Annotated in this window: 16 protein-coding genes; 10 read left to right on the forward strand and 6 right to left on the reverse strand. The window is 69.7% G+C overall.

Annotated features, from left to right (window positions below):
• Positions 1-223: 223 nt before the first annotated feature.
• Together ileS and NX1_RS31590 are read left to right on the forward strand one after the other, a co-directional pair.
• On the forward strand, positions 224-3,352 hold the full coding sequence (ileS, locus tag NX1_RS31585; RefSeq protein WP_068067642.1) for an isoleucine--tRNA ligase: 3,129 nt from the start codon (positions 224-226) through the stop codon (positions 3,350-3,352).
• 438 nt (positions 3,353-3,790) lie between these two features.
• Entirely contained in the window at positions 3,791-4,315 is a 525-nt protein-coding gene (locus NX1_RS31590; protein ID WP_068067645.1) for a C40 family peptidase, read from the forward strand.
• A gap of 21 nt (positions 4,316-4,336) precedes the next feature.
• On the opposite strand, the gene NX1_RS31595 is transcribed toward NX1_RS31590, so the two are convergent.
• On the reverse strand, positions 4,337-5,224 hold the full coding sequence (locus tag NX1_RS31595) for a UTP--glucose-1-phosphate uridylyltransferase (protein WP_068067679.1): 888 nt from the start codon (positions 5,222-5,224) through the stop codon (positions 4,337-4,339).
• A 305-nt stretch (positions 5,225-5,529) separates the two neighbouring features.
• Between NX1_RS31595 and NX1_RS31600 the strand changes: the two genes are divergently transcribed.
• The 3 genes from NX1_RS31600 to NX1_RS31610 all read left to right on the forward strand — a co-directional run bounded on the left by NX1_RS31600 (position 5,530) and on the right by NX1_RS31610 (position 10,881).
• Positions 5,530-6,846 carry a DNA polymerase IV gene (locus tag NX1_RS31600; RefSeq protein WP_245668786.1) on the forward strand — a complete coding sequence of 439 codons (1,317 nt, stop codon included), beginning with the start codon at positions 5,530-5,532 and terminating at the stop codon, positions 6,844-6,846.
• A gap of 94 nt (positions 6,847-6,940) precedes the next feature.
• On the forward strand, positions 6,941-7,438 hold the full coding sequence (locus tag NX1_RS31605) for a WKL family lipoprotein (protein WP_068067648.1): 498 nt from the start codon (positions 6,941-6,943) through the stop codon (positions 7,436-7,438).
• A gap of 176 nt (positions 7,439-7,614) precedes the next feature.
• Positions 7,615-10,881: an arabinosyltransferase domain-containing protein gene (locus tag NX1_RS31610; RefSeq protein ID WP_245668780.1), complete on the forward strand. Its 3,267-nt coding sequence runs from the start codon at positions 7,615-7,617 to the stop codon at positions 10,879-10,881.
• A 59-nt stretch (positions 10,882-10,940) separates the two neighbouring features.
• On the opposite strand, the gene NX1_RS31615 is transcribed toward NX1_RS31610, so the two are convergent.
• Positions 10,941-11,867 carry an ADP-ribosylglycohydrolase family protein gene (locus NX1_RS31615; RefSeq protein ID WP_068067655.1) on the reverse strand — a complete coding sequence of 309 codons (927 nt, stop codon included), beginning with the start codon at positions 11,865-11,867 and terminating at the stop codon, positions 10,941-10,943.
• A 196-nt stretch (positions 11,868-12,063) separates the two neighbouring features.
• Entirely contained in the window at positions 12,064-12,984 is a 921-nt protein-coding gene (rarD, locus tag NX1_RS31620; protein ID WP_084501901.1) for an EamA family transporter RarD, read from the reverse strand.
• A 162-nt stretch (positions 12,985-13,146) separates the two neighbouring features.
• On the opposite strand from rarD, the gene NX1_RS31625 reads away from it, so the two are divergent.
• Together NX1_RS31625 and NX1_RS31630 are read left to right on the forward strand one after the other, a co-directional pair.
• Positions 13,147-15,570, forward strand: a complete 2,424-nt coding sequence (locus NX1_RS31625; protein WP_068067661.1) for a cation-translocating P-type ATPase — start codon at positions 13,147-13,149, stop codon at positions 15,568-15,570.
• A 76-nt stretch (positions 15,571-15,646) separates the two neighbouring features.
• Entirely contained in the window at positions 15,647-16,465 is an 819-nt protein-coding gene (locus tag NX1_RS31630; RefSeq protein WP_068067665.1) for a PhzF family phenazine biosynthesis protein, read from the forward strand.
• A gap of 17 nt (positions 16,466-16,482) precedes the next feature.
• Here NX1_RS31630 and NX1_RS31635 read toward each other — a convergent pair whose 3' ends face one another.
• Genes NX1_RS31635 through lspA form a run of 3 tightly spaced genes read right to left on the reverse strand, consistent with a single transcriptional unit; the run spans position 16,483 to position 18,819 of the window.
• The gene (locus NX1_RS31635; RefSeq protein WP_245668782.1) at positions 16,483-17,232 is read right to left on the reverse strand and encodes a hypothetical protein; all 750 of its coding nucleotides are present in this window, start codon (positions 17,230-17,232) and stop codon (positions 16,483-16,485) included.
• Positions 17,225-18,151: an RluA family pseudouridine synthase gene (locus NX1_RS31640; protein ID WP_068067668.1), complete on the reverse strand. Its 927-nt coding sequence runs from the start codon at positions 18,149-18,151 to the stop codon at positions 17,225-17,227. Before NX1_RS31640 ends, NX1_RS31635 begins: the two co-directional genes overlap by 8 nt.
• Complete coding sequence (lspA, locus tag NX1_RS31645) at positions 18,148-18,819, reverse strand: signal peptidase II (protein WP_084501902.1); 672 nt, start codon at positions 18,817-18,819, stop codon at positions 18,148-18,150. The genes NX1_RS31640 and lspA overlap by 4 nt, the downstream gene beginning before the upstream one ends.
• A 123-nt stretch (positions 18,820-18,942) precedes the next feature.
• Here lspA and NX1_RS31650 point away from each other — a divergent pair, with 123 nt between their 5' ends.
• From NX1_RS31650 to NX1_RS31660, 3 genes are all read left to right on the forward strand, one after another.
• Positions 18,943-19,884, forward strand: a complete 942-nt coding sequence (locus tag NX1_RS31650; RefSeq protein ID WP_084501903.1) for a hypothetical protein — start codon at positions 18,943-18,945, stop codon at positions 19,882-19,884.
• On the forward strand, positions 19,872-20,594 hold the full coding sequence (locus NX1_RS31655) for a sensor domain-containing protein (RefSeq protein WP_068067669.1): 723 nt from the start codon (positions 19,872-19,874) through the stop codon (positions 20,592-20,594). The genes NX1_RS31650 and NX1_RS31655 overlap by 13 nt, the downstream gene beginning before the upstream one ends.
• Positions 20,595-20,685: 91 nt before the next feature.
• A complete protein-coding gene (locus tag NX1_RS31660; protein WP_068067672.1) occupies positions 20,686-21,153 on the forward strand; it encodes a VOC family protein in 468 nt (155 codons plus the stop codon).
• Positions 21,154-21,267 lie beyond the last annotated feature (114 nt).

Below are 21,267 nucleotides of genomic sequence, written 5' to 3' on the forward strand. Positions count from 1 at the left end.
AGAACGGCGTCGCCCCGCCTCCCGTGTGGGAGCGCGCGGCGCTCAGTAGAACCGAACGGGTGAGCCCGTCACAGCTCGCAACGAGAGGTCCGGCGGCCCCCGAGGGGCTGGCCAGGACAAACGGGGTGGTACCGCGGTTTCGGCGCACCGGGCGCCGAGGTCGTCCCCGTGCCAACCACTGATACGCGCCTGCGGCGCGGTGGCACGAGGAGACGCATCCGCGATGGCGGACGACAGCAAGAGCGCATACCCCCGCGTCGATCTGGGCGCAGGCTCCGGGGCGAGCTTCCCCGAGCTGGAAGAACGCGTGCTCGACGCATGGGCGGCCGACGACACCTTCCGCGCCAGCATCGAGAACCGCTCCGGTGCAGCCGAGTTCGTCTTCTACGACGGCCCGCCCTTTGCCAACGGTCTGCCGCATTACGGTCATTTGCTCACCGGCTATGTGAAGGATTTGATCCCACGTTTCCAGACGATGCGCGGCAACCGCGTCGATCGTCGTTTCGGATGGGACTGTCACGGACTGCCCGCGGAAATCGAAGCGGAAAAGCAGCTCGGTATCACGGACAAATCACAGATCGACGCGATGGGGTTGGCGGAATTCAATGCCGCGTGCAAATCCTCGGTGTTGCGCTACACCGGGGAATGGCGCGACTACGTGACCCGTCAGGCCCGCTGGGTCGACTTCGACAACGACTACAAGACCCTCGATCTCGACTTCATGGAGTCGGTGATGTGGGCGTTCAAGTCGCTCTACGACAAGGGCTTGATCTATCAGGGCTTCCGTGTGCTGCCCTACAGCTGGTACGAGCAGACGCCGCTGTCGAACCAGGAGACCCGCCTGGACGACGCCTACAAGATGCGCCAGGACCCGGCCGTCACCGTCGACATGGCGCTGCGCGTGCCCGCCGAGCACCCGCTGCACGAGCTCGACGGCGCCAACGCCCTCATCTGGACCACCACGCCGTGGACGCTGCCGTCCAACCTGGCCGTCGCGGTGCACCCGAACGTGCGCTACGTGCACCTGCGCGCCGCCGACGGCAAACGCTATCTGCTTGCCGCCGAACGGGTCTCGCACTACACCCGGGAGTTCGGCGAAGAGCCGGACGTCCTCGGCGAGTTCGACGGCGCCGCGCTGGCAGGCCTGTCCTACGCGCCGCCGTTCGACTTCTTCGTCGGCCACCCGAACGCGCACCGCGTGCTCACCGCCGACTACGTGACCACCGATTCCGGCACCGGCATCGTGCACCTGGCCCCCGCCTTCGGTGAGGAGGACATGGAGGTCGCCTCGGCCAACGGCATCGAGATCGTGCAGCCGCTGGATCCGGGCGGCAAGTTCACCTCGATGGTGCCGCCGTACGAGGGCCTGATGGTCTTCGACGCCAACCCGGTGATCATCAAGGACCTCAAGACCGCGGGAAAGCTGTTGCGGCACGAGACGATCGAGCACTCCTACCCGCACAGCTGGCGCTCCGGGCAGCCGCTGATCTACATGGCGGTGCCGTCCTGGTTCGTCGCGGTGACCAAGTTCCGCGACCGCATGGTGGAGCTGAACAAGCAGATCACCTGGGTGCCCGAGCACATCCGCGACGGCCAGTTCGGCAAGTGGCTGGAGGGCGCGCGCGACTGGAACATCAGCCGAAACCGCTACTGGGGCAGCCCGATCCCGGTGTGGGTGTCCGACGATCCGGCCTACCCGCGCGTCGACGTGTACGGCTCGCTGGACGAGCTGGAGCGCGACTTCGGCGTGCGCCCGACCGATCTGCACCGGCCGATGATCGATGAGCTGACCAGGCCGAATCCGGACGATCCGACCGGCAGGTCGACCATGCGCCGGGTGCCGGAGGTGCTGGACTGCTGGTTCGAGTCCGGCTCGATGCCGTACGCGCAGGTGCACTACCCGTTCGAGAACAAGGACTGGTTCGACGGGCACTTCCCGGGCGACTTCATCGTCGAGTACAACGGGCAGACCCGCGGCTGGTTCTACACCCTGCACGTGCTCTCGACCGCGCTGTTCGACAGCCCGGCCTTCAAAACCGTTGCCGCGCACGGCATCGTGCTCGGCGACGACGGGCTGAAGATGAGCAAGTCGAAGGGCAACTACCCGGACGTGAACGAGGTGTTCCACCGGGACGGCTCGGACGCGATGCGCTGGTTCCTGATGAGCTCGCCGATCCTGCGCGGCGGCAATCTCATCGTCACCGAGCGCGGCATCAGGGAGGGCGTCAGCCACGCGCTGCGCCCGCTGTGGAACGCGTGGACCTTCCTGCAGCTGTACGCCTCGAAGCCGGGTGAGTGGCGCACCGATTCGCCGAACGTGCTCGACCGCTACATCCTGGCGAAGCTGGCGCAAACCCGCGATGCGATGACCGACGCGCTGGAGGTCTACGACATCGCCGGCGCTTGCGAGGAGTTGCGCTCGTTCGCCGACGCGTTGACGAATTGGTATGTGCGCCGGTCGCGTTCGCGCTTCTGGTCGGAGGATCGCGACGCGGTGGACACCCTGCACACCGTGCTGGAGGTGGTCGCCAGGCTGGCGGCGCCGCTGCTGCCGCTGATCGCCGAGGTGATCTGGCGAGGGCTCACCGGCGATCGCTCGGTGCACCTGGCCGACTGGCCCAAGGAGGGCGAGCTGCCGGAGGATCCGGAGCTGGTCGCCGCCATGGACGAGGTGCGCACGGTCTGCTCGACGGTGCTGAGCCTGCGCAAGGCGCAGAACCTGCGGGTGCGGCTGCCGCTGGCCGAGGTGACCATCGCGGCGGGCGACGCCGAGCGGCTGCGCCCGTACGCCGACATCATCGCCGACGAGGTCAACGTCAAGAAGGTCGATCTGACCACCGACGTCGCCGTGCACGGGCGCTTCGAACTGGCCGTGAACGCCCGCGCCGCGGGTCCGCGCCTCGGCAAGGACGTGCAGACGGTGATCAAGGCGGTCAAGGCGGGCGAGTGGTCGGAGGACGCCGACGGTGTCGTCAGCGCCGCGGGCATCGCCCTGCTGCCCGAGGAGTACACCCAGCGGCTGGTCGCCGCCGAGCCGGAGTCCACCGCGGCGCTGCCCGGTAACGCGGGTCTGGTGGTGCTGAACTCGGTGGTCACCGAGGAGCTGGAGGCCGAGGGCTGGGCCCGCGACCTGATCCGCGACCTCCAGGAGACCCGCAAGTCGCTGGGCTTGGACGTCTCCGACCGGATCACCGTGATCCTCGACGTCCCCGCCGAGCGGCTGACGTGGGCGCAGACCCACCGCGACCTGATCGCGGGCGAAATCCTCGCCACCACCCTCGATTTCGGCGCCGTGAGCGCCGACGCCGCCGAGCTCGTCGGCGGCGTGAAGGCCACGGTGACGAAGGCCTGACGCAGTCGTCGGGGTGGGCGTCATCGCCCACCCCGACGGCCCGCTTTTCCTGGCGCATTTTCATCGGTCGAAGTACTTCGTCGACGGTGATGCGATATCGCGGCCATCGCGTGATCTCGTCGATTTTCGGCCGTGTTATTCATATCCCCTTTCCAGTGTTAGTGATATTGATCACACGCTGATAATTTGCTGGAAACCCGTCCTGTTTCCGCGACGGCGAGGCAGAATCGGCCTGTTGCTGTTGGTGCACGGAGAGAGCAATGGTGCCGCAGTAATGTCCCGTGAGGCATGTTCTACCTGATGCGCGCTGGTCGGTCGTTTTACGGCCGGGCATGCGCGGTGGTCTGCGGCTCCACCCCCGATGACGAGGCCGGCGCCGCTCAATAGCAGGGCCGCTCGCTGCGGCCTGTTTGCCGGACCGACAGTAGGGGTGCATTCATGACCGGAAAACCGTTGCGTCGGATATTCGTCGGGTTCGTCGTCGCCACCTTCGCCACCTTGTTGCTCGCCGGACCCGCCTGGTCCGACCCCCGCACCTTCACGGGGAGCAGCTCGGGTTCGGCGTCCGGCTCGGGAACGGGCAGCGCCAGCGGCTCGGTGGCGCTCGGCGTGCCGAGCCCGCGCGGCCTCGCCGCGCTTGCCATCGCCATGACGCAGACCGGCAAGCCCTACGAGTGGGGCGCGACCGGCCCGAACAGCTGGGACTGCTCCGGGCTCGTCCAGTGGGCGTTCCGGATGGTCGGCGTGAACATGCCGAGGACGACCTGGCAGCAGGCGACTGCGGGCGCTCCGGTGCCGGTCGCCGCGATGGCGCCCGGCGATGTCGTCGTGCTGAACGACGACGGTTCGCACGTCGGCATTTACGCCGGAGATGGGAAGATCTTCAACGCCTACGGCCGCGGGGTGCCAGTCGGCTTCACGCCGCTCCGGCAGTTCGCGATCTACGCCGTCCGGCGGTTCTGACGGCGCGGAAATCGTTGTGGATCAGGCGAGCTGGTCGGTGGCCAGCCCGCGGAGCAGCGGACCGTACTCCGGATGCGCCAGCGCCGAGGCGAACTGCGCGACGAGGTAGTCGCTCGGATTGCCGGTGTCGTACCAGCGGCCGCGGATCACCTGACCGAACACCGGATTGTCCGAGGCGTGCACGTTGATGGCGTCGGTCAGGTAGACCTCGCCGGTCCGGTGCTCGTACCAGGCGGCGGTCTGGCGGCGCAGTTCATCGATGATGCCAGGGGTCACCACGTATCCGCCGATGGCGGCGTAAGCCGACGGCGCGTCCTCCGGCTTGGGCTTCTCCATGAGCCCGGTGATGCGCAGCAGGCCGTTGCCCTGGTCGTCGGCGACGACGGGAACGCCGTAGCGCTTGGACTCGGCCGGGTCCATCGGCATCAGCGCGAGCACCGGCGCGGCGGTGGCCTCGTAGGCGTCGATGAGCTGCTGGGCGCGCGGCACCTCGGCGACGAACACATCGTCGGGCCAGAGCACGAGCATGGGCTCGTCCCCCGCGTTGCGGGCGGCGTTGAGAACCGGGGTGCCATTGCCGTAGGGGCCGTGCTGGTCGAGGTAGGTGATGTGGCCGAGGCGGGACAGCTCCCCGACCTCGGCGACGGCGTCGGCGTAGGCGGTCTTTCCGTCCGCGCGCAACTGCGCGACCAGCGCCGGGTTGGGCCGGAAGTGGTCCTGGATCAGCGACTTTCCGCCGCTGACCACGATGGTGATGTCGGTGATGCCCGAGGCAACCAGCTCACGGACCGTGTGCTCGATGACCGGCTTGTCGCCGACCGGCAGCATCTCCTTGGGGATGGCCTTGGTCAGCGGGAGCAACCGGGAGCCGATACCGGCCGCCGGGATGACTGCCTTGCGGATCTTCATGAGTCCGATCATCACATACGAACCGGCGGGTAAGGCGCGATCCCCGCTCTTCGGCGTCGTGTCGGAAATAGCTGGCGCACGAGGTATCGGCCCTGGTCACGGCCGCCGAACCGGCACGGTCGCCGGGCGTGCCGAGCGGTACGGATACACAGCAGATCTACAGCAATCCGGGAGCCATCGCACGGTTGCCGCCGCGGCGGACCTGTCGGTGGGGTGGCGTAGATTCCCGGGTCGTGCGGACCGATCGAGCGACGGAGCGGGCGGCGATCGGCCGCATCTCCCGGCGTTGGGTGCTGCACATCGATATGGACGCGTTCTTCGCCTCGGTCGAACAGCTCACCCGTCCGACCTTGCGCGGCCGTCCGGTGCTCGTCGGCGGCACCGGCGGACGCGGCGTGGTCGCGGGCGCGAGTTATGAGGCAAGGGTGTTCGGCGCGCGATCGGCGATGCCGATGCACCAGGCGAAACGCCTGGTCGGGGTGACGGCCGTGGTGGTGCCGCCGCGCGGCGCCGTCTACGGGGTGGTCAGCGGGCGGGTCTTCGAGGCGTTGCGCAGCCGCATCCCGGTGCTGGAGACGCTCTCGTTCGACGAGGCGTTCGGCGAACCGGAGGAACTGGCGGGCGCCGACGCGGACCGGGTCTACGAATTCTGCGCCGAGCTGCGCGCCGTGGTGCGCGAACGCACCGGCCTGGTCGCCTCGGTCGGCGCAGGCACCGGCAAACAGCTCGCCAAGATCGCCTCCGGCCTGGCCAAACCCGACGGCATCCGCGTCGTCTCGCCGGGTGAACAGGAGAGCCTGCTCGCGGGTCTCCCGGTCCGCAAGCTGTGGGGGATCGGGCCGGTGGCCGAGGGCAGGCTGCGTTCGGTCGGCATCGAGACCGTCGGCGCGTTCGCCGCGCTGCCCGAATCGGAGGCCGTCTCGCTGCTCGGCGGCAGCGTCGGCGCCGCGCTGCACCGGCTGGCCCGCGGCATCGATGACCGTCCGGTCGCCGAGCGCGCCGAGGCCAAGCAGATCAGCGCCGAGAACACCTACGAGACCGACATCGTCACGCTGGCCCAGCTGCGGCCCGCGATCGAGACCATGGCGGCGGCCGCGCACGCCAGGCTCGGCAAGGACGGCAGGGCCGCGCGCACCGTGGTGCTCAAACTCAAGAAGTCGGATATGAGCGTGGTGACGCGCTCGTTCACCCTGCCCTACGCCACCACCGATCTGGCCACGCTCACCACGGCCGCCCAGCGGTCCGCGATCGATCCGGCCGAACTCGGCCCGATCCGCTTGGTCGGCGTGGGTTTCGGCGGGCTGTCGACGGTGCGGCAGGAGTCGCTGTTCCCCGAGCTGGACCGAAGCCCGGCGGACGACACGCTCGACACCGAGTGGGAATCGAGCGAGCCCGCCGCGCCCGCGGCGCCCACTGTCGACCCGAGCCCGTCGGCGCGCCTCTGGTTTCCGGGAATGGATGTGTCGCATCCGGATTACGGGCACGGATGGGTGCAGGGCGCGGGGCACGGAGTGGTCACCGTGCGCTTCGAGACCAGCTCGACAGGGCCGGGCCCGGCGCGTACCTTCAGCGCCGACGACATCAGTCTGTCCCGGGCGGACCCGCTCGGCAGTCTGCACTGACCGGTAGCCTGATGCCTCGGGCAGTGCCGCCGGCGCTCGGTGGACGCTGCCGCGGTTACGACACGGACCCTCCTCGAACGCAAAGGACGAGCAGTTGAAGCTTCGTACGACTGGACGCATCGCGATCGCTGGCCTCGCCATCGTCGCCAGCCTGGGCATGACCGCCTGCGGTGGCGACGATTCGAGCGAACCCGCCAAGACGACCAAGACGACGACCAGCGCCAAGGCCACCGCCTCGGCGAATCTGCCCGCGGTCCCGACCGTGGAGCAGTTGAACGCGCAGCTGCAGAAGGCGCTCGACCCGTCGGTGCCGAACTCGGAGAAGCTGGAGATGATCCAGGGCGCCGAGGCCGACCCCGAGCTGCCCGGCCGGCTGGCCGAGGCGTACAAGTCGACCGGCGCGACTGTCCAGGTCACCGAGGTGACCGCCTTCGGCGACACCATCAACGCCAAGGCCAAGATCGTGCTGAACGGCCAGGAGAACCTCGCCGACGTGCCGTTCGTCGCCGAGAACGGCAAGTGGAAGGTTCAGAAGGCGTGGGCTTGCCAGATGCTGACCACGCTCGGCCAGCAGTCGGCCGCCTGCGCCTGATTCGCGCCGTCGCGGCCCGGGCCGTATCCGGGCCGCGACAATCCGTTGTCGCACCGCCCGGCGCGCCGCTCCGCAGGCGAGAAACCCCAGGCCGGGCGGGTTTTTCGAGGTGAACCCGTTATCGGGGCGCGGCCAATGGGTTTCGTTCTCAGATTCGATCGTTACTATCTGGCGTCGTGGCTGACACGATGGTGTGGGCGGGGCAGCCGTCCGTCGAGGATTCCAGACCCGGGACGGCACAACGGAATACGAGAGGACGATGGGCGCGACCCGTCGCGTTGATCGCGGCGCTGATCGGTGCCCTGTGCGCGGTGGCGGTGCCTCTCCTCCCGGTGCGGGTGGACGCGGCGACGCTCTCGTGGCCGCAGGCGGGTTCGGCGCGCAGCGTGGAGGCGCCGCTGGTCGCGTACGCGCCGCTGACCTTCGACGCGACCCTGCCGTGCGCGGCCATCGGGCAGCTGGCCGTCAAGGGCGGCACCCTCGCCGCCACCGCGCCCAACGGCGCGCCCGACCGCGAGCGCTACGGCTTTCTCGCCCGGGTGACCACGCCCACCGCCGACGCGCCCGCCCGGCTCGACGTCATCCTGCGCAATCAAGCGCTGCTCAGCACGCCGGTCGATCAGCTGCCGCCCGGCTGCGAGCTCATCGTGCACGCCGACACCACCACGGCCACGGCGACCATGGCCGGATTCGAGGCCCCCGGCTTCCCCGTGACGCTGACCGGTGATTACCGCCCGCAGGTGGTCGGGATCTACAGCGATCTCGCCGCCGCCGACGGCGCGACGGTCACCGCGGAACTGGATACCCGCTTCTCCTCCACCCCGACTCCGGTCAAGCGGGCCGCCATCTGGCTCGCGGTGCTGGCCACCCTCGCCGGCCTCGTCGCCCTCTACCGGATCGACCGTGAGGACGGCAGGCGCACCCGCCGCCTGCTGCCGCAACGCTGGTGGACGTTCTCGGTGCTGGACGGTGTGGTGCTCGGCGTGCTCGTGCTCTGGCATTTCATCGGCGCCACCACCTCCGACGACGGCTATCAGTTCGGCATGGCGCGCGCGTCCGGCACGGCGGGCTACATGGCCAACTACTTCGCCTACTTCGGGGTGCCCGAAAACCCTGTCGGCACACCGTATTACGACCTCATCCGGATCATGGCCGAGGTGACGACCGCCAGCCCGTGGGTGCGCCTGCCCGCGCTCGTGGTGGGTGTGCTGCTGTGGTTGTTGCTGAGCCGTGAGGTGGTGCCGCGACTCGGTGTCGGGGTGCGGCACAACAAGATCGCCTTGTGGACCGGTGCGCTCGGCTTCCTCGCGGTGTGGCTGCCGTACGACAACGGTCTTCGCCCCGAACCCCCGGTCGCGCTCGGTCTGCTGCTCACCTGGTGTTCGGTGGAGCGGGCGATCGCCACCCGGCGGCTGCTGCCAGCGGCGGTGGCGATTCTGATCGCGGCGTTCACCGTGACGGCGGGTCCGTCCGGCCTCATCTGCGTCGCCGCGCTGTTGTCAGGCCTGCGCCCGGTGGCGCACATCGTGATGGACAAGGTGGGCGCGGCGGGAAGCGTGCGGCACCGCCTGCTCGGCTACGCGACGCTGCTCGCTCCGCTCGGCGCGGCCGGTGTGGTGGTGCTGGCGATCGCGTTCGCCGACCAGCCGCTCACCGCCGCGTTCGAGATGCAGCGGGTGCACCACGCCATCGGTCCCGACGTGCCGTGGTTCCAGGAGTACCTGCGCTACCAGTACCTGTTCCAGGGTGAGATCGACGGTTCGGTCGGCCGCCGGATCGGCATCCTCGCGATGCTGATCGGCATCCTGGTGTGCGTGGCCGTGCTGTTGCGCAAGGGCGGCCGCATCCCCCTCACCGCCGCGGGACCGTCTCGGCGCATCCTCGGCACCACGGTCGGGGCGCTGTTGATGATCATGGTCACGCCCACCAAGTGGACCCACCACTTCGGCGTGTACGCCGGTCTCGCCGGTTGCGTCGCGGTGCTGACCGCGATGGCGGTCGGGCCAACGGTGCTGCGGTCGCCGCGCAACCGCGCGCTGTTCGCCGCCGTGGTCGCGTTCCTGCTGGCGCTGGTGTTCTCCGGGCCCAACGGCTGGTGGTACGTCTCCTCCTGGGGCATGCCATGGTGGGACAAGCCGCCGACGATCGCCGGGGTGATGCTGAACCAGCTGTTCCGTCTCGTCGCCTTCGCGCTGCTGGCGGTCGCCGCCTGGTTGCACGTGCGCGCGCCGAGACTTGGTGCACCGCAGCGTGTTTCGCGCTTCGGATGGCGGGTGTCGCTGCTGCCGCCGTTGACCATCGCGCTGGCGCTGCTCGTGGTGTGGGACATCGGCTCCTTCGCGAAGGCCGCGGTGGCGCAGGGCGAGTCGTTCTCGCTGGCGCGCTCGAATATCGAAGCGGTGACGGGCAAACCGTACGGGTTGGCCGGTCACGTCCTGGTCGAGACCGATCCGAACGAGGGCATGCTCGCCCCGCTCACCGGCGACGCGCAGAGCACGTTCGCGGGCAGCGCGACCGGCTTCACGCCCGGCGGCGTGGCCGAGGATCTGCGACCGGACGACGAGGGCAGCAGCTCGACCGGCAGCATCGCCGACGCGCTGAGCACCAAGTCCTCCTCGGAGGACAAGGCGGGAACCGCCACCGCCGCACTGCCGTTCGGTCTCGATCCGGCCCGGGTGCCGGTGCTCGGCAGTCACCGCTCCGGCGACGCGGGCCCCGCCGAGCTGACCACCGGTTGGTACCGGCTGCCCAACCCGCGTGACCGGGCCGGGATCATCGCGCTCAGCGCCGCGGGCCGGATCTGGTCGGTCGACGCCGACGGTGTCGTGACGCCCGGTCAGTCCGTGCAGATCGAATACGGCGCAACCGATTCCGCGTCCACCGCGCAGCCGATGGGCCGGATCGCGCCGATCGACATCGGCCCCGCGCCGTCGTGGCGTAATCTGCGGGTGCCGTTCGCCGAGATCCCGGCGCAGGCCGACGTGATCCGTGTCGTCGCGGTCGACCGGGACCGCAACCCGAAGCAGTGGCTGGCTTTGACGCCGCCGCGAGTGCCGAAGACCAAGACGCTGAACGAGGTCGTCGGCGCCGCGCCCGCACTGGTGGACTGGATGGTCAGCCTGCAATTCCCGAACCAGCGCCCGTTCGATCACAAGGATGGCATCGCGGAGATTCCCGGCTATCGCGTCCTGCCGGACCGCCCCGGCGCCGCCGTCACCAACCTGTGGCAGAGCCACGACAGCGGCGGGCCGCTCGGCTGGACAGGAATGCTGTTGCGCGCAAGGACATTGGCCACGTATTTGAACGAGGACTGGGACCGCGACTGGGGCGATCTCCAGGTGTTCACGCGCATCGACGACAGCGCCGTTCCCGCCGAGCCCGTGATCACCCGGCGTGACCACTCGGGTCTGTGGAGCCCAGGCCCGATCAACACCGCGTACTGAGCCGCCCTCGGCCCGGCCGCACGGATTCCCCCACGGGATGCGTGCGACGGAGCCGTAGCTCAGGCGGTTGTGTTCGCTTCGGCGATGCGTGTGGCGAGGGCGACCAGGTCGTCGCCGGTGAGGCCGGGATAGCCGTGCAGCACGGCACGCCAGCGGGCGGGGACGGCGGAGGCGCCCCAGCGGGCGCCGAGCAGGCCGCCCGCGATGGCGGCGGTGGTATCGGTGTCACCGCCCGCGCGCACGCAGAGTTCGAGGGCGAGCGGAAGGTGCTCGGGGCCGGACGCGTCGGCGGTCGTGATGGCCCACCATGCGGTCTGTAACGCGTGCACGACCCATCCGTTGTTCGGGAAGTGGGCGGGCGCGCCGTTTTCGGCCTGATCGAGCAGGATATTCCAGTAGTCGGCGCTGTCGGTGCTCGCGACGTACTCCCGCACACCGTCGAAGTTCCCGGCCAGCACCGCGAGCCGGATGGCGTAGCTCCAGATCTTGCAGGCCTCGACGGCCTGCTGGTCGTGATGGGTGAGCAGGCCGATCGCGCCCGCCATCCGCACGCACTCGGCGGCGTCGTCCAGATAGACCAGCGCAACCGGGGCGGTGCGCATCAGCGAACCGTTTCCTCCCGTCCGCCCGTCAAGGGACATGGCCTGCTGCTGCATGGCCAGTGCGGAAGCCGGTCGCGCGGAGAGCACCCGGCCGGTCTGCACGCCGATATCCGGCGGATCGGAGTCGTACCACCGCACGAATCCGGCTGCCACCGCGTCGAGTTCGAGTCCGGGGCCGTCGTCGGCGGCCAGTGCGATTGCCAGCGCCATCGAGGTGTCGTCGGTCCATTCGCCGGGCGCCCAGTCGAATGCCCCGCCACCGATCATGTCGATCTCCTGCTGCGGACCCGGGCGGGTGAATTCGTACCCGGCGCCGAGCGCGTCGCCCGCCGCGGTACCGAGCAGCACACCGGCCGCCCTGTCGAGTTGCCCGTCGTCCAGCATCGTGAAACCCCTCTGGTCCAGCGTCGATCGTGGCCAATGTACCGGAGCCGTCCCGCCGCCACCCCCTGTCGATCCGGACAACTGTCGGCGCTGTTCGCTGTGCCGATGCGACGAAAGCACCTGGTGAGCCGACGTATGGACACGCAGCTGCGACCCGCGCCGATTCGCGACGCAAGACCGAGCGGCGCAGACCTGCTCAGGGAGCGGCTACGTCGCTGGGCGTAACCGGAGTCCGGGTCCGCCGCCCCCGCCGGGCGCGCACCAGCACGTCGGTGGTGAAGATCGCCAGCGCCGCCCAGATGAGCGCGAAACCGGCCCAGCGGGACGCGGGCATCGGCTCGTGCACCACGGCGACGCCCCACGCCATTTGCAGTGCCGGTGTCAGGTATTGCAGCAGACCCATGGTGGACAGCGGAACCCGCTGCGCCGCAACGGCGAACAGCAGCAGCGGCACCAGCGTGACGGGGCCGGTCGACATCAGCAGCCCGGCGTGCCCTGCGCCGGAAGTGAACGCGCTGCGACCGGTGGCGAGCAGTACGACGACGAAGGCGAGCGCGAACGGCGCGGCGACGATGCCCTCGGCGGCGATGCCGCGCAGCGCGTCGAGTGGGATGACCTTCTTCACCAGCCCGTACAGCGCGAACGAGCAGGCCAGCGCGAGCGCGATCACCGGCGGCCTTCCGTAGTCGACGGTGAGCACCGCGACCGCGGCCGCGCCGAGTCCGAGCGCCGCCCACTGCGCGGGCCGCAGCCGCTCGCGGAAGATGACCACACCGAAGCCGACGGTCACCAGCGGGTTGATGAAGTACCCGAGCGCGCACTCCACCACGTGCCCCGAGGTGACGCCGTAGACATAGACGCCCCAGTTGATCGAGATCGCCGCCGAGGCCAGCGCGGCCAGCCGCCAGGTGCGCGCGCCGATGCCCGCCATCTCGCGCAGGCGTCCGGTGACCAGAAGCACGACGAGCACCACCGCCAGCGTCCAGAGGATCCGCTGCGCGAGGACTTCCACCGCGCTGGCGAAGGCGAGCAGACCGAAGAACGCGGGAAACAACCCCCAGATCAGATAGGCACTGGTGCCGAAGGCAACACCGGGGATGGATCTGTTTCGCCGCACCCGTGCCAGGCTAATGGGCGGCGCTGTTCATGGGATGAATGATCGGCGAACCTGCGCCGTCGCTCCGGCCGCGGTCCAGGGCGGAGGGCCGCGCGAGCGACCACCTGCCGTGCCAGGTCCGGGGACGGACTGCCTCCGGCGGCGGCCATTAGGCTGGCGAACATGTCGATTACCGTGCAGGCATCGGGCGCGACCGGACTCACTACGGCGGAGGTCGAGCAGCGACGCCGCGACGGGCTCACCAACGACGTGCCGGACCGGGCCAGCCGTTCGGTCCGCGAGATCGTCCGCGCCAACGTCTTCACCAGAATCAACGCCATCCTCGGTGTGCTGTTCGTCCTGGTGCTCTCGACCGGTTCGATCATCGACGGCATGTTCGGCCTACTGATCGTGGCCAACAGCGCCGTCGGCATCATCCAGGAGATCCGGGCCAAACGGACGCTGGATGAGCTGGCCATCGTGAGCCAGGCCAAGCCGACGGTGCGCCGCGACGGTGTCGCGCGGGAGGTGGCGCCGAAGGATGTGGTGCTCGACGACCTCATCGAGCTCGGTCCGGGCGACCAGATCGTGGTGGACGGCATCGTCGAGGAGTCCGCGCTGCTGGAGATCGACGAATCGCTGCTGACCGGCGAGGCCGATCCCATCGACAAGGCCGTCGGCGCGGAGGTGATGTCGGGTAGCTACGTGGTGTCCGGCTCCGGCGCGTACCGGGCCACGAAGGTAGGCCGCGACGCCTACGCCGCGAAGCTGGCCGAGGAGGCGAGCAAGTTCACCCTGGTGCACTCCGAGTTGCGCACCGGCATCGACAAGATCCTGAAGTTCATCACCTACCTGCTCATCCCCGCCGGTCTGCTGAGCATCTACAACCAGCTGTTCTCCAGCGGCGAGAGCTGGCGGCCCGCGGTGACGGGCATGGTGGCCGCGCTGGTGCCGATGGTGCCCGAGGGGCTGGTGCTGATGACCTCCATCGCGTTCGCGGTGGGCGTGGTGCGGCTCGGCCGCCGCCAGTGCCTGGTCCAGGAATTGCCCGCGATCGAGGGCCTGGCCCGCGTCGACGTGGTGTGCGCGGACAAGACGGGCACGTTGACCGAGAACGGGATGCGGTTGTCGGACATCAAGATCCTGGACGGCTTCGACGACCGCGAGGTGCGCCGGGCGCTGGCCGCGATGGCGGGCGACGATCCGCGCCCCAATGCCAGCGTGCAGGCCATCGCCGAAGAGCTGACCGACCGGCCCGAGTGGCAGCACACCGCGGTGGCGCCGTTCTCCTCGGCCAAGAAATGGAGCGGGTTCTCCTACGGCGAGCACGGCGACTGGCTGCTCGGCGCGCCGGACGTGCTGCTCGATCCGGATTCCGAGGACGCGCGCACGGCCGAGGAACTCGGCTCCTCCGGCCTGCGCGTCCTGTTGCTCGCGCAGAGCGACCGCCCGGTGGACGCGCCGGACGCGCCGGGCACGGTGCGTCCCGCCGCGCTGGTCGTGCTGGAGCAGAAGATCCGCCCCGACGCTCGCGAGACGCTCGACTACTTCGCCAGTCAGAACGTGTCGATCAAGGTGATCTCCGGCGACAACGCCGTCTCGGTCGGCGCGGTGGCCTCCTCGCTCGACCTGCCCGGCGGCGACCACGCCGTCGACGCGCGCCGATTGCCCGAGGACGCCGGACAGCTCGCCGACGTGCTCGACCGCGAGACGACCTTCGGCCGGGTCCGTCCGGATCAGAAGCGCGCCATGGTCGGCGCGCTCCAGTCGCGCGGGCACACCGTCGCGATGACCGGCGACGGCGTGAACGACGTGCTGGCGCTGAAGGATTCCGATATCGGCGTGGCCATGGGCGCAGGCAGTCCCGCGACCCGCGCGGTGGCGCAGATCGTGTTGCTGGACAACAAGTTCGCGACGCTGCCCTACGTCGTCGGCGAGGGCCGCCGGGTGATCGGCAACATCGAGCGCGTCTCGAATCTGTTCCTCACCAAGACCGTGTACTCGGTGCTGCTGGCGTTCCTGGTCGGCCTGGCCGGTATCGGTTCGCAGATCTTCGACTACGAGCCGATCGGCTACCCGTTCCTGCCGCGCCACGTCACCATCGCCGCCTGGTTCACCATCGGCATTCCGGCGTTCATCCTGTCGCTGGCCCCGAACAACGAACGCGCCCGCACCGGCTTCGTCTCGCGCGTCATGCGCTTGGCGATTCCGTCCGGCGCGGTGATCGGCATCGCGACCTTCGTGGCGTACTTGATCGCCTATGCGGGGCCGGACGCCACCGAGACGCAGAAGGAGCAGGCGGGCACCACAGCACTCATCACGCTGATCATGATCGCTATGTGGGTGCTGGCCATCGTTGCCCGCCCGTACGTGTGGTGGAAGGTGGTGTTGATCGGTGCGTCCGTCGCGGCCTATGTCGTGCTGTTCACCGTGCCGTTCACCCGCGATTTCTTCAAGCTCGATCCGTCCAACGCGGCGCTCACCACGGCGGCGTTCGTCTGTGGCGCGGTCGGCATCGTGCTGGTGGAGGCGATCTGGTGGATCAGCGCCGCGCTGCACGGCGAGCAGCGCAGGCTCATCCCCGCCTCGCCCGGCGGCAGCGCATGACGGTGGACCTGCCCGGCAGCGCGCCGAGATGCCTTGTGCGAAGCGGGCATTCGGAGTTGGAGTAACTTCTCCGACTATGGAGGTACTGCTGCACCAGATCGACGCGTTCGCCGACGCACCGTTCTCGGGTAATCCGGCGGCCGTGATGCCGCTGACGTCGTGGTTGCCGGACGAGCTGCTGCAAAACCTGGCCGAGGAGAACAACCTCGCCGAAACCGCCTTCTACACCTCGCAGTTACCCCCGGAGGCGGTCGGGCCGCCCGGCGATCATCCGGCGTTCCACCTGCGCTGGTTCACCCCCGCGGCGGAGGTCGACATGTGCGGGCACGCCACCCTCGCCGCCGCGGCCCAGGTCCTGGAGGACATGCATCCCGGCGCCGACCGGGTGAGCTTCTTCACCAGGAGCGGCTGGCTGCACGTGGATCGCACCGACGACGACGAGTACGTGCTCGACCTGCCGACGGTGGCGTCCGTCGAGGTCGAGCCGGACCCGGCGCTGGTGGCGGCACTCGGGGTGGCGCCGGTGCGCGCCTTCTCCGGCACCGACGAGGTCGTCGTGCTGGCCTCGGAGGACGAAGTCCGCCGCGCCCGTCCGCTGCTGAGCGCCTTCCCGCCGCTGCCGAGGGCGGCCGTGCTCACCGCCCCCGGCGCGGAGGTCGATTTCGTCTCACGAGTTTTCGCGCCCGGCATCGGCGTGCCGGAGGATCCGGTCACCGGATCGGCGCACGCCCAACTGGTTCCGCTGTGGGCCGCCGAGCTCGGTCGCACCGAGCTGCTCGCCCGTCAGCTGTCCCGGCGCGGCGGGTCCCTGCGCTGCGCGCTGGTCGACGACCGCGTCCTGCTGCTCGGCCGCTGCCGCCGCTATCTCGACGGCGTGGTGACCCTGCCCGACTGACGGTCGCGCCGCGCTCGTCAGTTGTCGGGGACCGGCGCGTCGTCGAGGCCGGGCACGACCGTGTCGGTGTGTTCCGGCAGCAGCGGTGTCACCGCGAAGTGGCCGGCGACGGCGTCGGCCGGTAAGGCTTCGACCGCGCGGATACCGTCGGCCGATGCCAGGTTTCGAAGGTCGGCCAGGGTGCCGCGGACGATCAGGCCGACGGTGCAGGCGCAGCCCGCGCGCAGACGGGAGATGGAGACCGTCATGACCCGCTGGTAGCGCTCGCCGATCGGGCCGGTCGACTCCAGCTGGTCCAGCAACTGCCAGGCGGCCGCGTCGGCGGACGCCACGGCGACCGCGTCGCCCGCGGGCACCTGCACCGCGACGATTGGCGTCTGCACGCCCGGTATCGAAACGTGGTGCAGCACCTGGCCGATGCGCAGCCCGCCGCTGTGCGCGGGAATCGCCGGTGGCGTGATCGGTTCGGTGAAGGACACCAACGCCCAGTGCTGCTCGGTGTCGGCGCCGGAGAGCGAATCACGCGCCCGGGCAAGGTAAGCGGCGACCGGCTCGGCGCGGTCCGGTCCGAGCCGGTCGGTGCCGATGCCGATGTCCCGGGGCGGCTTCAGCGCACCGAGCACGGCCATGAACGCGATGACCGCGACCGCCAATGCCCCGGCGAGTGCCGCGCGCACGATCCGCTCCCGTCGTCCACGACCGGTGCCGCCGGAGTCGGCGGCGTCGCCCCCGCGACGTTCCGCATCGAACTCGGACCGATCACGCATTGCGCAGGACGTCCAGCGCGTTCTTCAGATCGTCCGGGTACTCGCTGGTGATCTCCACCCAGCGTCCATCGGCCGGATGGGCGAAGCCGAGCGAGCGTGCGTGCAGCCACTGCCGCGCCAGGCCGAGGCGTTCGGCGAGCCGCGGGTCGGCGCCGTAGGTGAGGTCGCCGCAGCAGGGGTGCCGGATCGCCGAGAAGTGCACGCGAATCTGATGGGTGCGGCCGGTTTCCAGGTGGATGTCGAGCAGGCTGGCGGCCTGGAACGCCTCGACCGTGTCGTAGTGGGTGACGCTGGGCCGTCCGTCCGCGGTGACCGCGAACTTCCAGTCGTTGCCCCTCGCGCGGCCGATGGGGGCGTCGATGGTGCCGCTGCTCGGATCCGGATGTCCCTGCACCAGCGCGTGATAGCGCTTGTCGACGGTGCGCTGCTTGAACGCCCGCTTGAGCACGGTGTAGGCGTGCTCGGACTGGGCGACCACCATCACACCGGAGGTGCCGACGTCGAGCCGGTGCACGATGCCCTGTCGTTCGTGCGCGCCGGAGGTGGAGATGCGGTACCCGGCGGCGGCCAGCCCGCCGACCACGGTCGGGCCGGTCCAGCCCACGCCGGTGTGCGCCGCGACGCCGACCGGCTTGTCCACCGCGACGATGTCGTCGTCGGCGTAGAGGATCTTCATGCCCTCCACCGGCTCGGCCTCGATGGTGAGTTCGCGCTTGGGCTCGGGGAATTCGACCTCCAGCCAGGCGCCGGCGACGAGCCGGTCGGACTTGCCCGCGGGGACGCCGTCCAGTTGCACCGAGCCCTCGGCGGTGAGCGCAGCCACCGCGGTGCGCGAGAGTCCGAGCAGCCGGGAGAGGCCGGCGTCGACCCGCATGCCGTCGAGCCCGTCGGGCACCGGCATGGTCCTGGTCTCTCTCATGCCGCGTTCTCCTCTCCGGCGCCGGGCGTGTCCTTCTTCGGCTCGTCGTTCTTCGGTTCGTTCTCGGCGGGCGGATCGGCCTGCGCCGTGGCGGCCGGATCCTCGTCCGTCGCGCCGCGCCCGGTCCTGGTGCCGTCGGGTTCGAAACCGAAGACCGTCAGCACCACGAGCAGGATCGCGCCGCAGACGATCGCCGAGTCGGCCACGTTGAACACCGGCCACCAGCCGATCGCGACGAAGTCGACGACGTGACCCTGCAACGGACCCGGCGCGCGGAACAGCCGGTCGATCAGGTTGCCGAGCGCGCCGCCCAACACCAGGCCGAGGCCGATCGCCCACCACGGCGAGCGCAGCGTGCGGCCGATGCGGATGACGCCGATCACCACGGCCGCCGCCACCAGCGTCAGCAGCCAGGTCATGCCGGTGGCCATGGAGAAGGCCGCGCCCGGATTGCGCACCAGGGTGAAGCGCGCGAAATCGCCCACCAGGTACACCGGCTCGCCCGGCTCCAGCGTGGCGACCGCGATCGTCTTGGTGAGCAGGTCGAGGCAGAACAGCACCGCGGCGATGATCAGCAGGGCCCGCAGCCGTAGCGGCGGGGTCGTCTTGGTCGCCGGGTCGGCGGTGTTGTCCTCGGGCGGCCGGTCGTCACTCACGCCGATCATCATCTCTCGAGCGCCCCGCGCGCCGCGCCGCGCCTCCTCGTGGCGTGTTCGAACGCACTCCGCGGCGCGCGCGGCGAATGTCCCAGCTGACACTCAGGAAGCGGTCGTACCCTGTTGCTCGTGACGGTGTTGTCTTCTTCTCACCTGCCCCGGTTCGCGCGCTCGAGCGCATTGCTCGTCGTGCTCGCGGTGGGGCTTTCCGCCTTCGGTGTCGCGTGCAGCGACGACGCCGAGGCGCCCGCTGCCACCGAGGGCACCGAGCCGCTCGGCATCGGCAAGGAAGTGACCGTGCCTATCTCGGCCTCGGCCGCCACGCTCGTCGAGCCCGGCGCCGAGCCGCGCGAAGTGCTGCGGCCGCATTTCGTGGTCGGGACCGACCAGCGGGTGACCCTGCGCACCGATCACCGCATCGAACAGCAGATCAACGATCAGCCGAGGCGCGACTTCTCGACGCCCGCGCTGACCATTCCGATGACCGCGGAGACCAGCACCGAGGGGGTCGACCTCGTCATCGGCGCGGTGTCCACCCCCGACCCGCTGCTGAACAAGGCGCTCACCGCCGCCGACGGCTCGCACGCGGGCTTCGACTTCAGCGACGACGGCGCCATCACCGCGCTGCGGCTCGCGCCGTCGCCGGACACCTCCAATGCCGCGCGCGCCGCGTTGGAGCAGGCCTTCTACCAGGCCGTGTACCGCTCGATCATGTTCCCCGACGAACCGGTCGGCGAGGGCGCGGTGTGGACCGTGCACCAGGAGGTGACCGGCGGCGTGACGCTCGACCAGGTCACCACCGCGACGCTGACCGAGCGCGACGGCGACCGGCTCACCATCCAGCTGAACGTGACGCAGACGCCGAAATCCACGCAGTGGTCGCTGCCGAACAATGCGGGCACCCTCGACATCGAGGACTACGTGATGCAGGGCACCGGGACCATCACCGTCGACCTCGGCCTGCCGCTGCCGGTCGCCGGGTCCATCACGGTCGGCGGACATCAGGCATACCGCGACCCGCGCAGCGCGAGCATGTTGCAGCAAACCATCACCACGCAGGTCTCGTGGGCGGAGTGAGGCGCGCGCTGTTGTCAGCGGTGGCGGGCGTGACCGTCGTCGCGGGCTGCGGCGCCGAAGACGAGCAGCCGCGCCTTCCCGCATTGCCGCCGCTCGGTCCCGCCGTGGCGGCCGCGCCGGTGAACGGTTCGCCGACAACCGATCCTGCGGAACTGGCGCGACGCCTGCTCGGTCCCGCCGATCTGCCCGGCCTGACGCCGGTGCTCGATCCCCGCGGTCCCGGGCAGCCGGAGCAGGCCGGGCCGATCGCCGAAACGCGGCCCGCCCAATGCGCGCGCGTGCTGCTGCCGCTGGCCGAACAAGGCACCGAACCGCTGACCTGGAATACCGTCGCCTACAACGGCCCGAACTTCTCCAGCATCGATATCGATGCCGCGAGTTATTCGCCGGAGAAAATGCCGGCGGCCTTTTCCGCGGTACAGCAGACATTGCGCGAATGCACCGAATATTCCGGTAACGACGCCGACGGAACGGCGATCGAATACCGGCTCGGCGCGCTGGACCAACCGCCCGTCGGCGACGCGTCGACGGCGTTCCAACTGCGTACCGCAAGCGCCGGTTTCACGCTGGTCTCGCTCGTCTCGATCGTTCAGGTCGGTCCGGTGTTGGCGCAGGTCACCATTACCGCGCCGGAATCCGTCGAGCCCGCGGCGCTGACCGATCTTACGGCCGATCAGGTGGCGAGATTGCGCGGCGTCGCCGGGCCGTGACACAAGATCATCCGGCCGATCGGACGATTCCGGGGGCTTATCGGGAATAGGCTCGCCCTGTCCGACAAAACGCCTCGACCGGAGGTCTCTCATGTCCGATGTGAAGCCCATCCCCGACGGATATCCGAGGGTGTCGCCGGGCCTGGCGGTCGACGGCGCAGCGGCCGCGATCGATTTCTACAAGCAGGTGTTCGGCGCGACGGAGCGGATGCGCATGCCGCGCCCCGACGGCAAGATCGCGCACTGTGAGCTCATGCTCGGCGATTCGGTCGTCATGCTCGGCGATCCGGCGCCGGACATGGACTTCCTCGATCCCAAGACGGTCGGCGGCACACCCGTCAACATCTACGTCTACGTCGAGGACGCCGACGCGGCCTTCGCGGCCGCACTCGCCGGCGGAGCCAAGGAACTCACCCCGATGACCACCCAGTTCTACGGCGACCGCAGCGGTGCGTTCGAAGACCCGTGGGGACACCGCTGGACGGTGGCCACCCACGTGGAGGACATCTCGCCCGAGGAGATGGACCGGCGCATGGCGGAGATGTTCGGCGACGCATGAGCGAGCGAAGCGAGTGAATCATGTGCCAGCGCGCCGAGCGCATGCCGGAGCCGAGCGTCAGCGAGGTGCAGGCATGAGCGAGCGAAGCGAGTGAATCATGTGCCAGCGCGCCGA

This window comes from Nocardia xishanensis NBRC 101358, assembly GCF_001613365.1.
In the GTDB taxonomy this organism is placed as follows: Bacteria; Actinomycetota; Actinomycetes; order Mycobacteriales; family Mycobacteriaceae; genus Nocardia; species Nocardia xishanensis.

Bases quoted from the DNA above. Each gene is read 5' to 3' on its own strand.
- NX1_RS31630 (WP_068067665.1), top strand. From the start codon at position 15,647: ATGGAGGTACTGCTGCACCAGATCGACGCGTTCGCCGACGCACCGTTC.
- NX1_RS31590 (WP_068067645.1), top strand. From the start codon at position 3,791: ATGACCGGAAAACCGTTGCGTCGGATATTCGTCGGGTTCGTCGTCGCC.
- lspA (WP_084501902.1), bottom strand. From the start codon at position 18,819: ATGATGATCGGCGTGAGTGACGACCGGCCGCCCGAGGACAACACCGCC.
- ileS (WP_068067642.1), top strand. From the start codon at position 224: ATGGCGGACGACAGCAAGAGCGCATACCCCCGCGTCGATCTGGGCGCA.
- NX1_RS31635 (WP_245668782.1), bottom strand. From the start codon at position 17,232: ATGCGTGATCGGTCCGAGTTCGATGCGGAACGTCGCGGGGGCGACGCC.
- NX1_RS31640 (WP_068067668.1), bottom strand. From the start codon at position 18,151: ATGAGAGAGACCAGGACCATGCCGGTGCCCGACGGGCTCGACGGCATG.
- NX1_RS31595 (WP_068067679.1), bottom strand. From the start codon at position 5,224: ATGAAGATCCGCAAGGCAGTCATCCCGGCGGCCGGTATCGGCTCCCGG.
- NX1_RS31600 (WP_245668786.1), top strand. From the start codon at position 5,530: ATGGACGCGTTCTTCGCCTCGGTCGAACAGCTCACCCGTCCGACCTTG.
- NX1_RS31615 (WP_068067655.1), bottom strand. From the start codon at position 11,867: ATGCTGGACGACGGGCAACTCGACAGGGCGGCCGGTGTGCTGCTCGGT.
- NX1_RS31660 (WP_068067672.1), top strand. From the start codon at position 20,686: ATGTCCGATGTGAAGCCCATCCCCGACGGATATCCGAGGGTGTCGCCG.
- NX1_RS31625 (WP_068067661.1), top strand. From the start codon at position 13,147: ATGTCGATTACCGTGCAGGCATCGGGCGCGACCGGACTCACTACGGCG.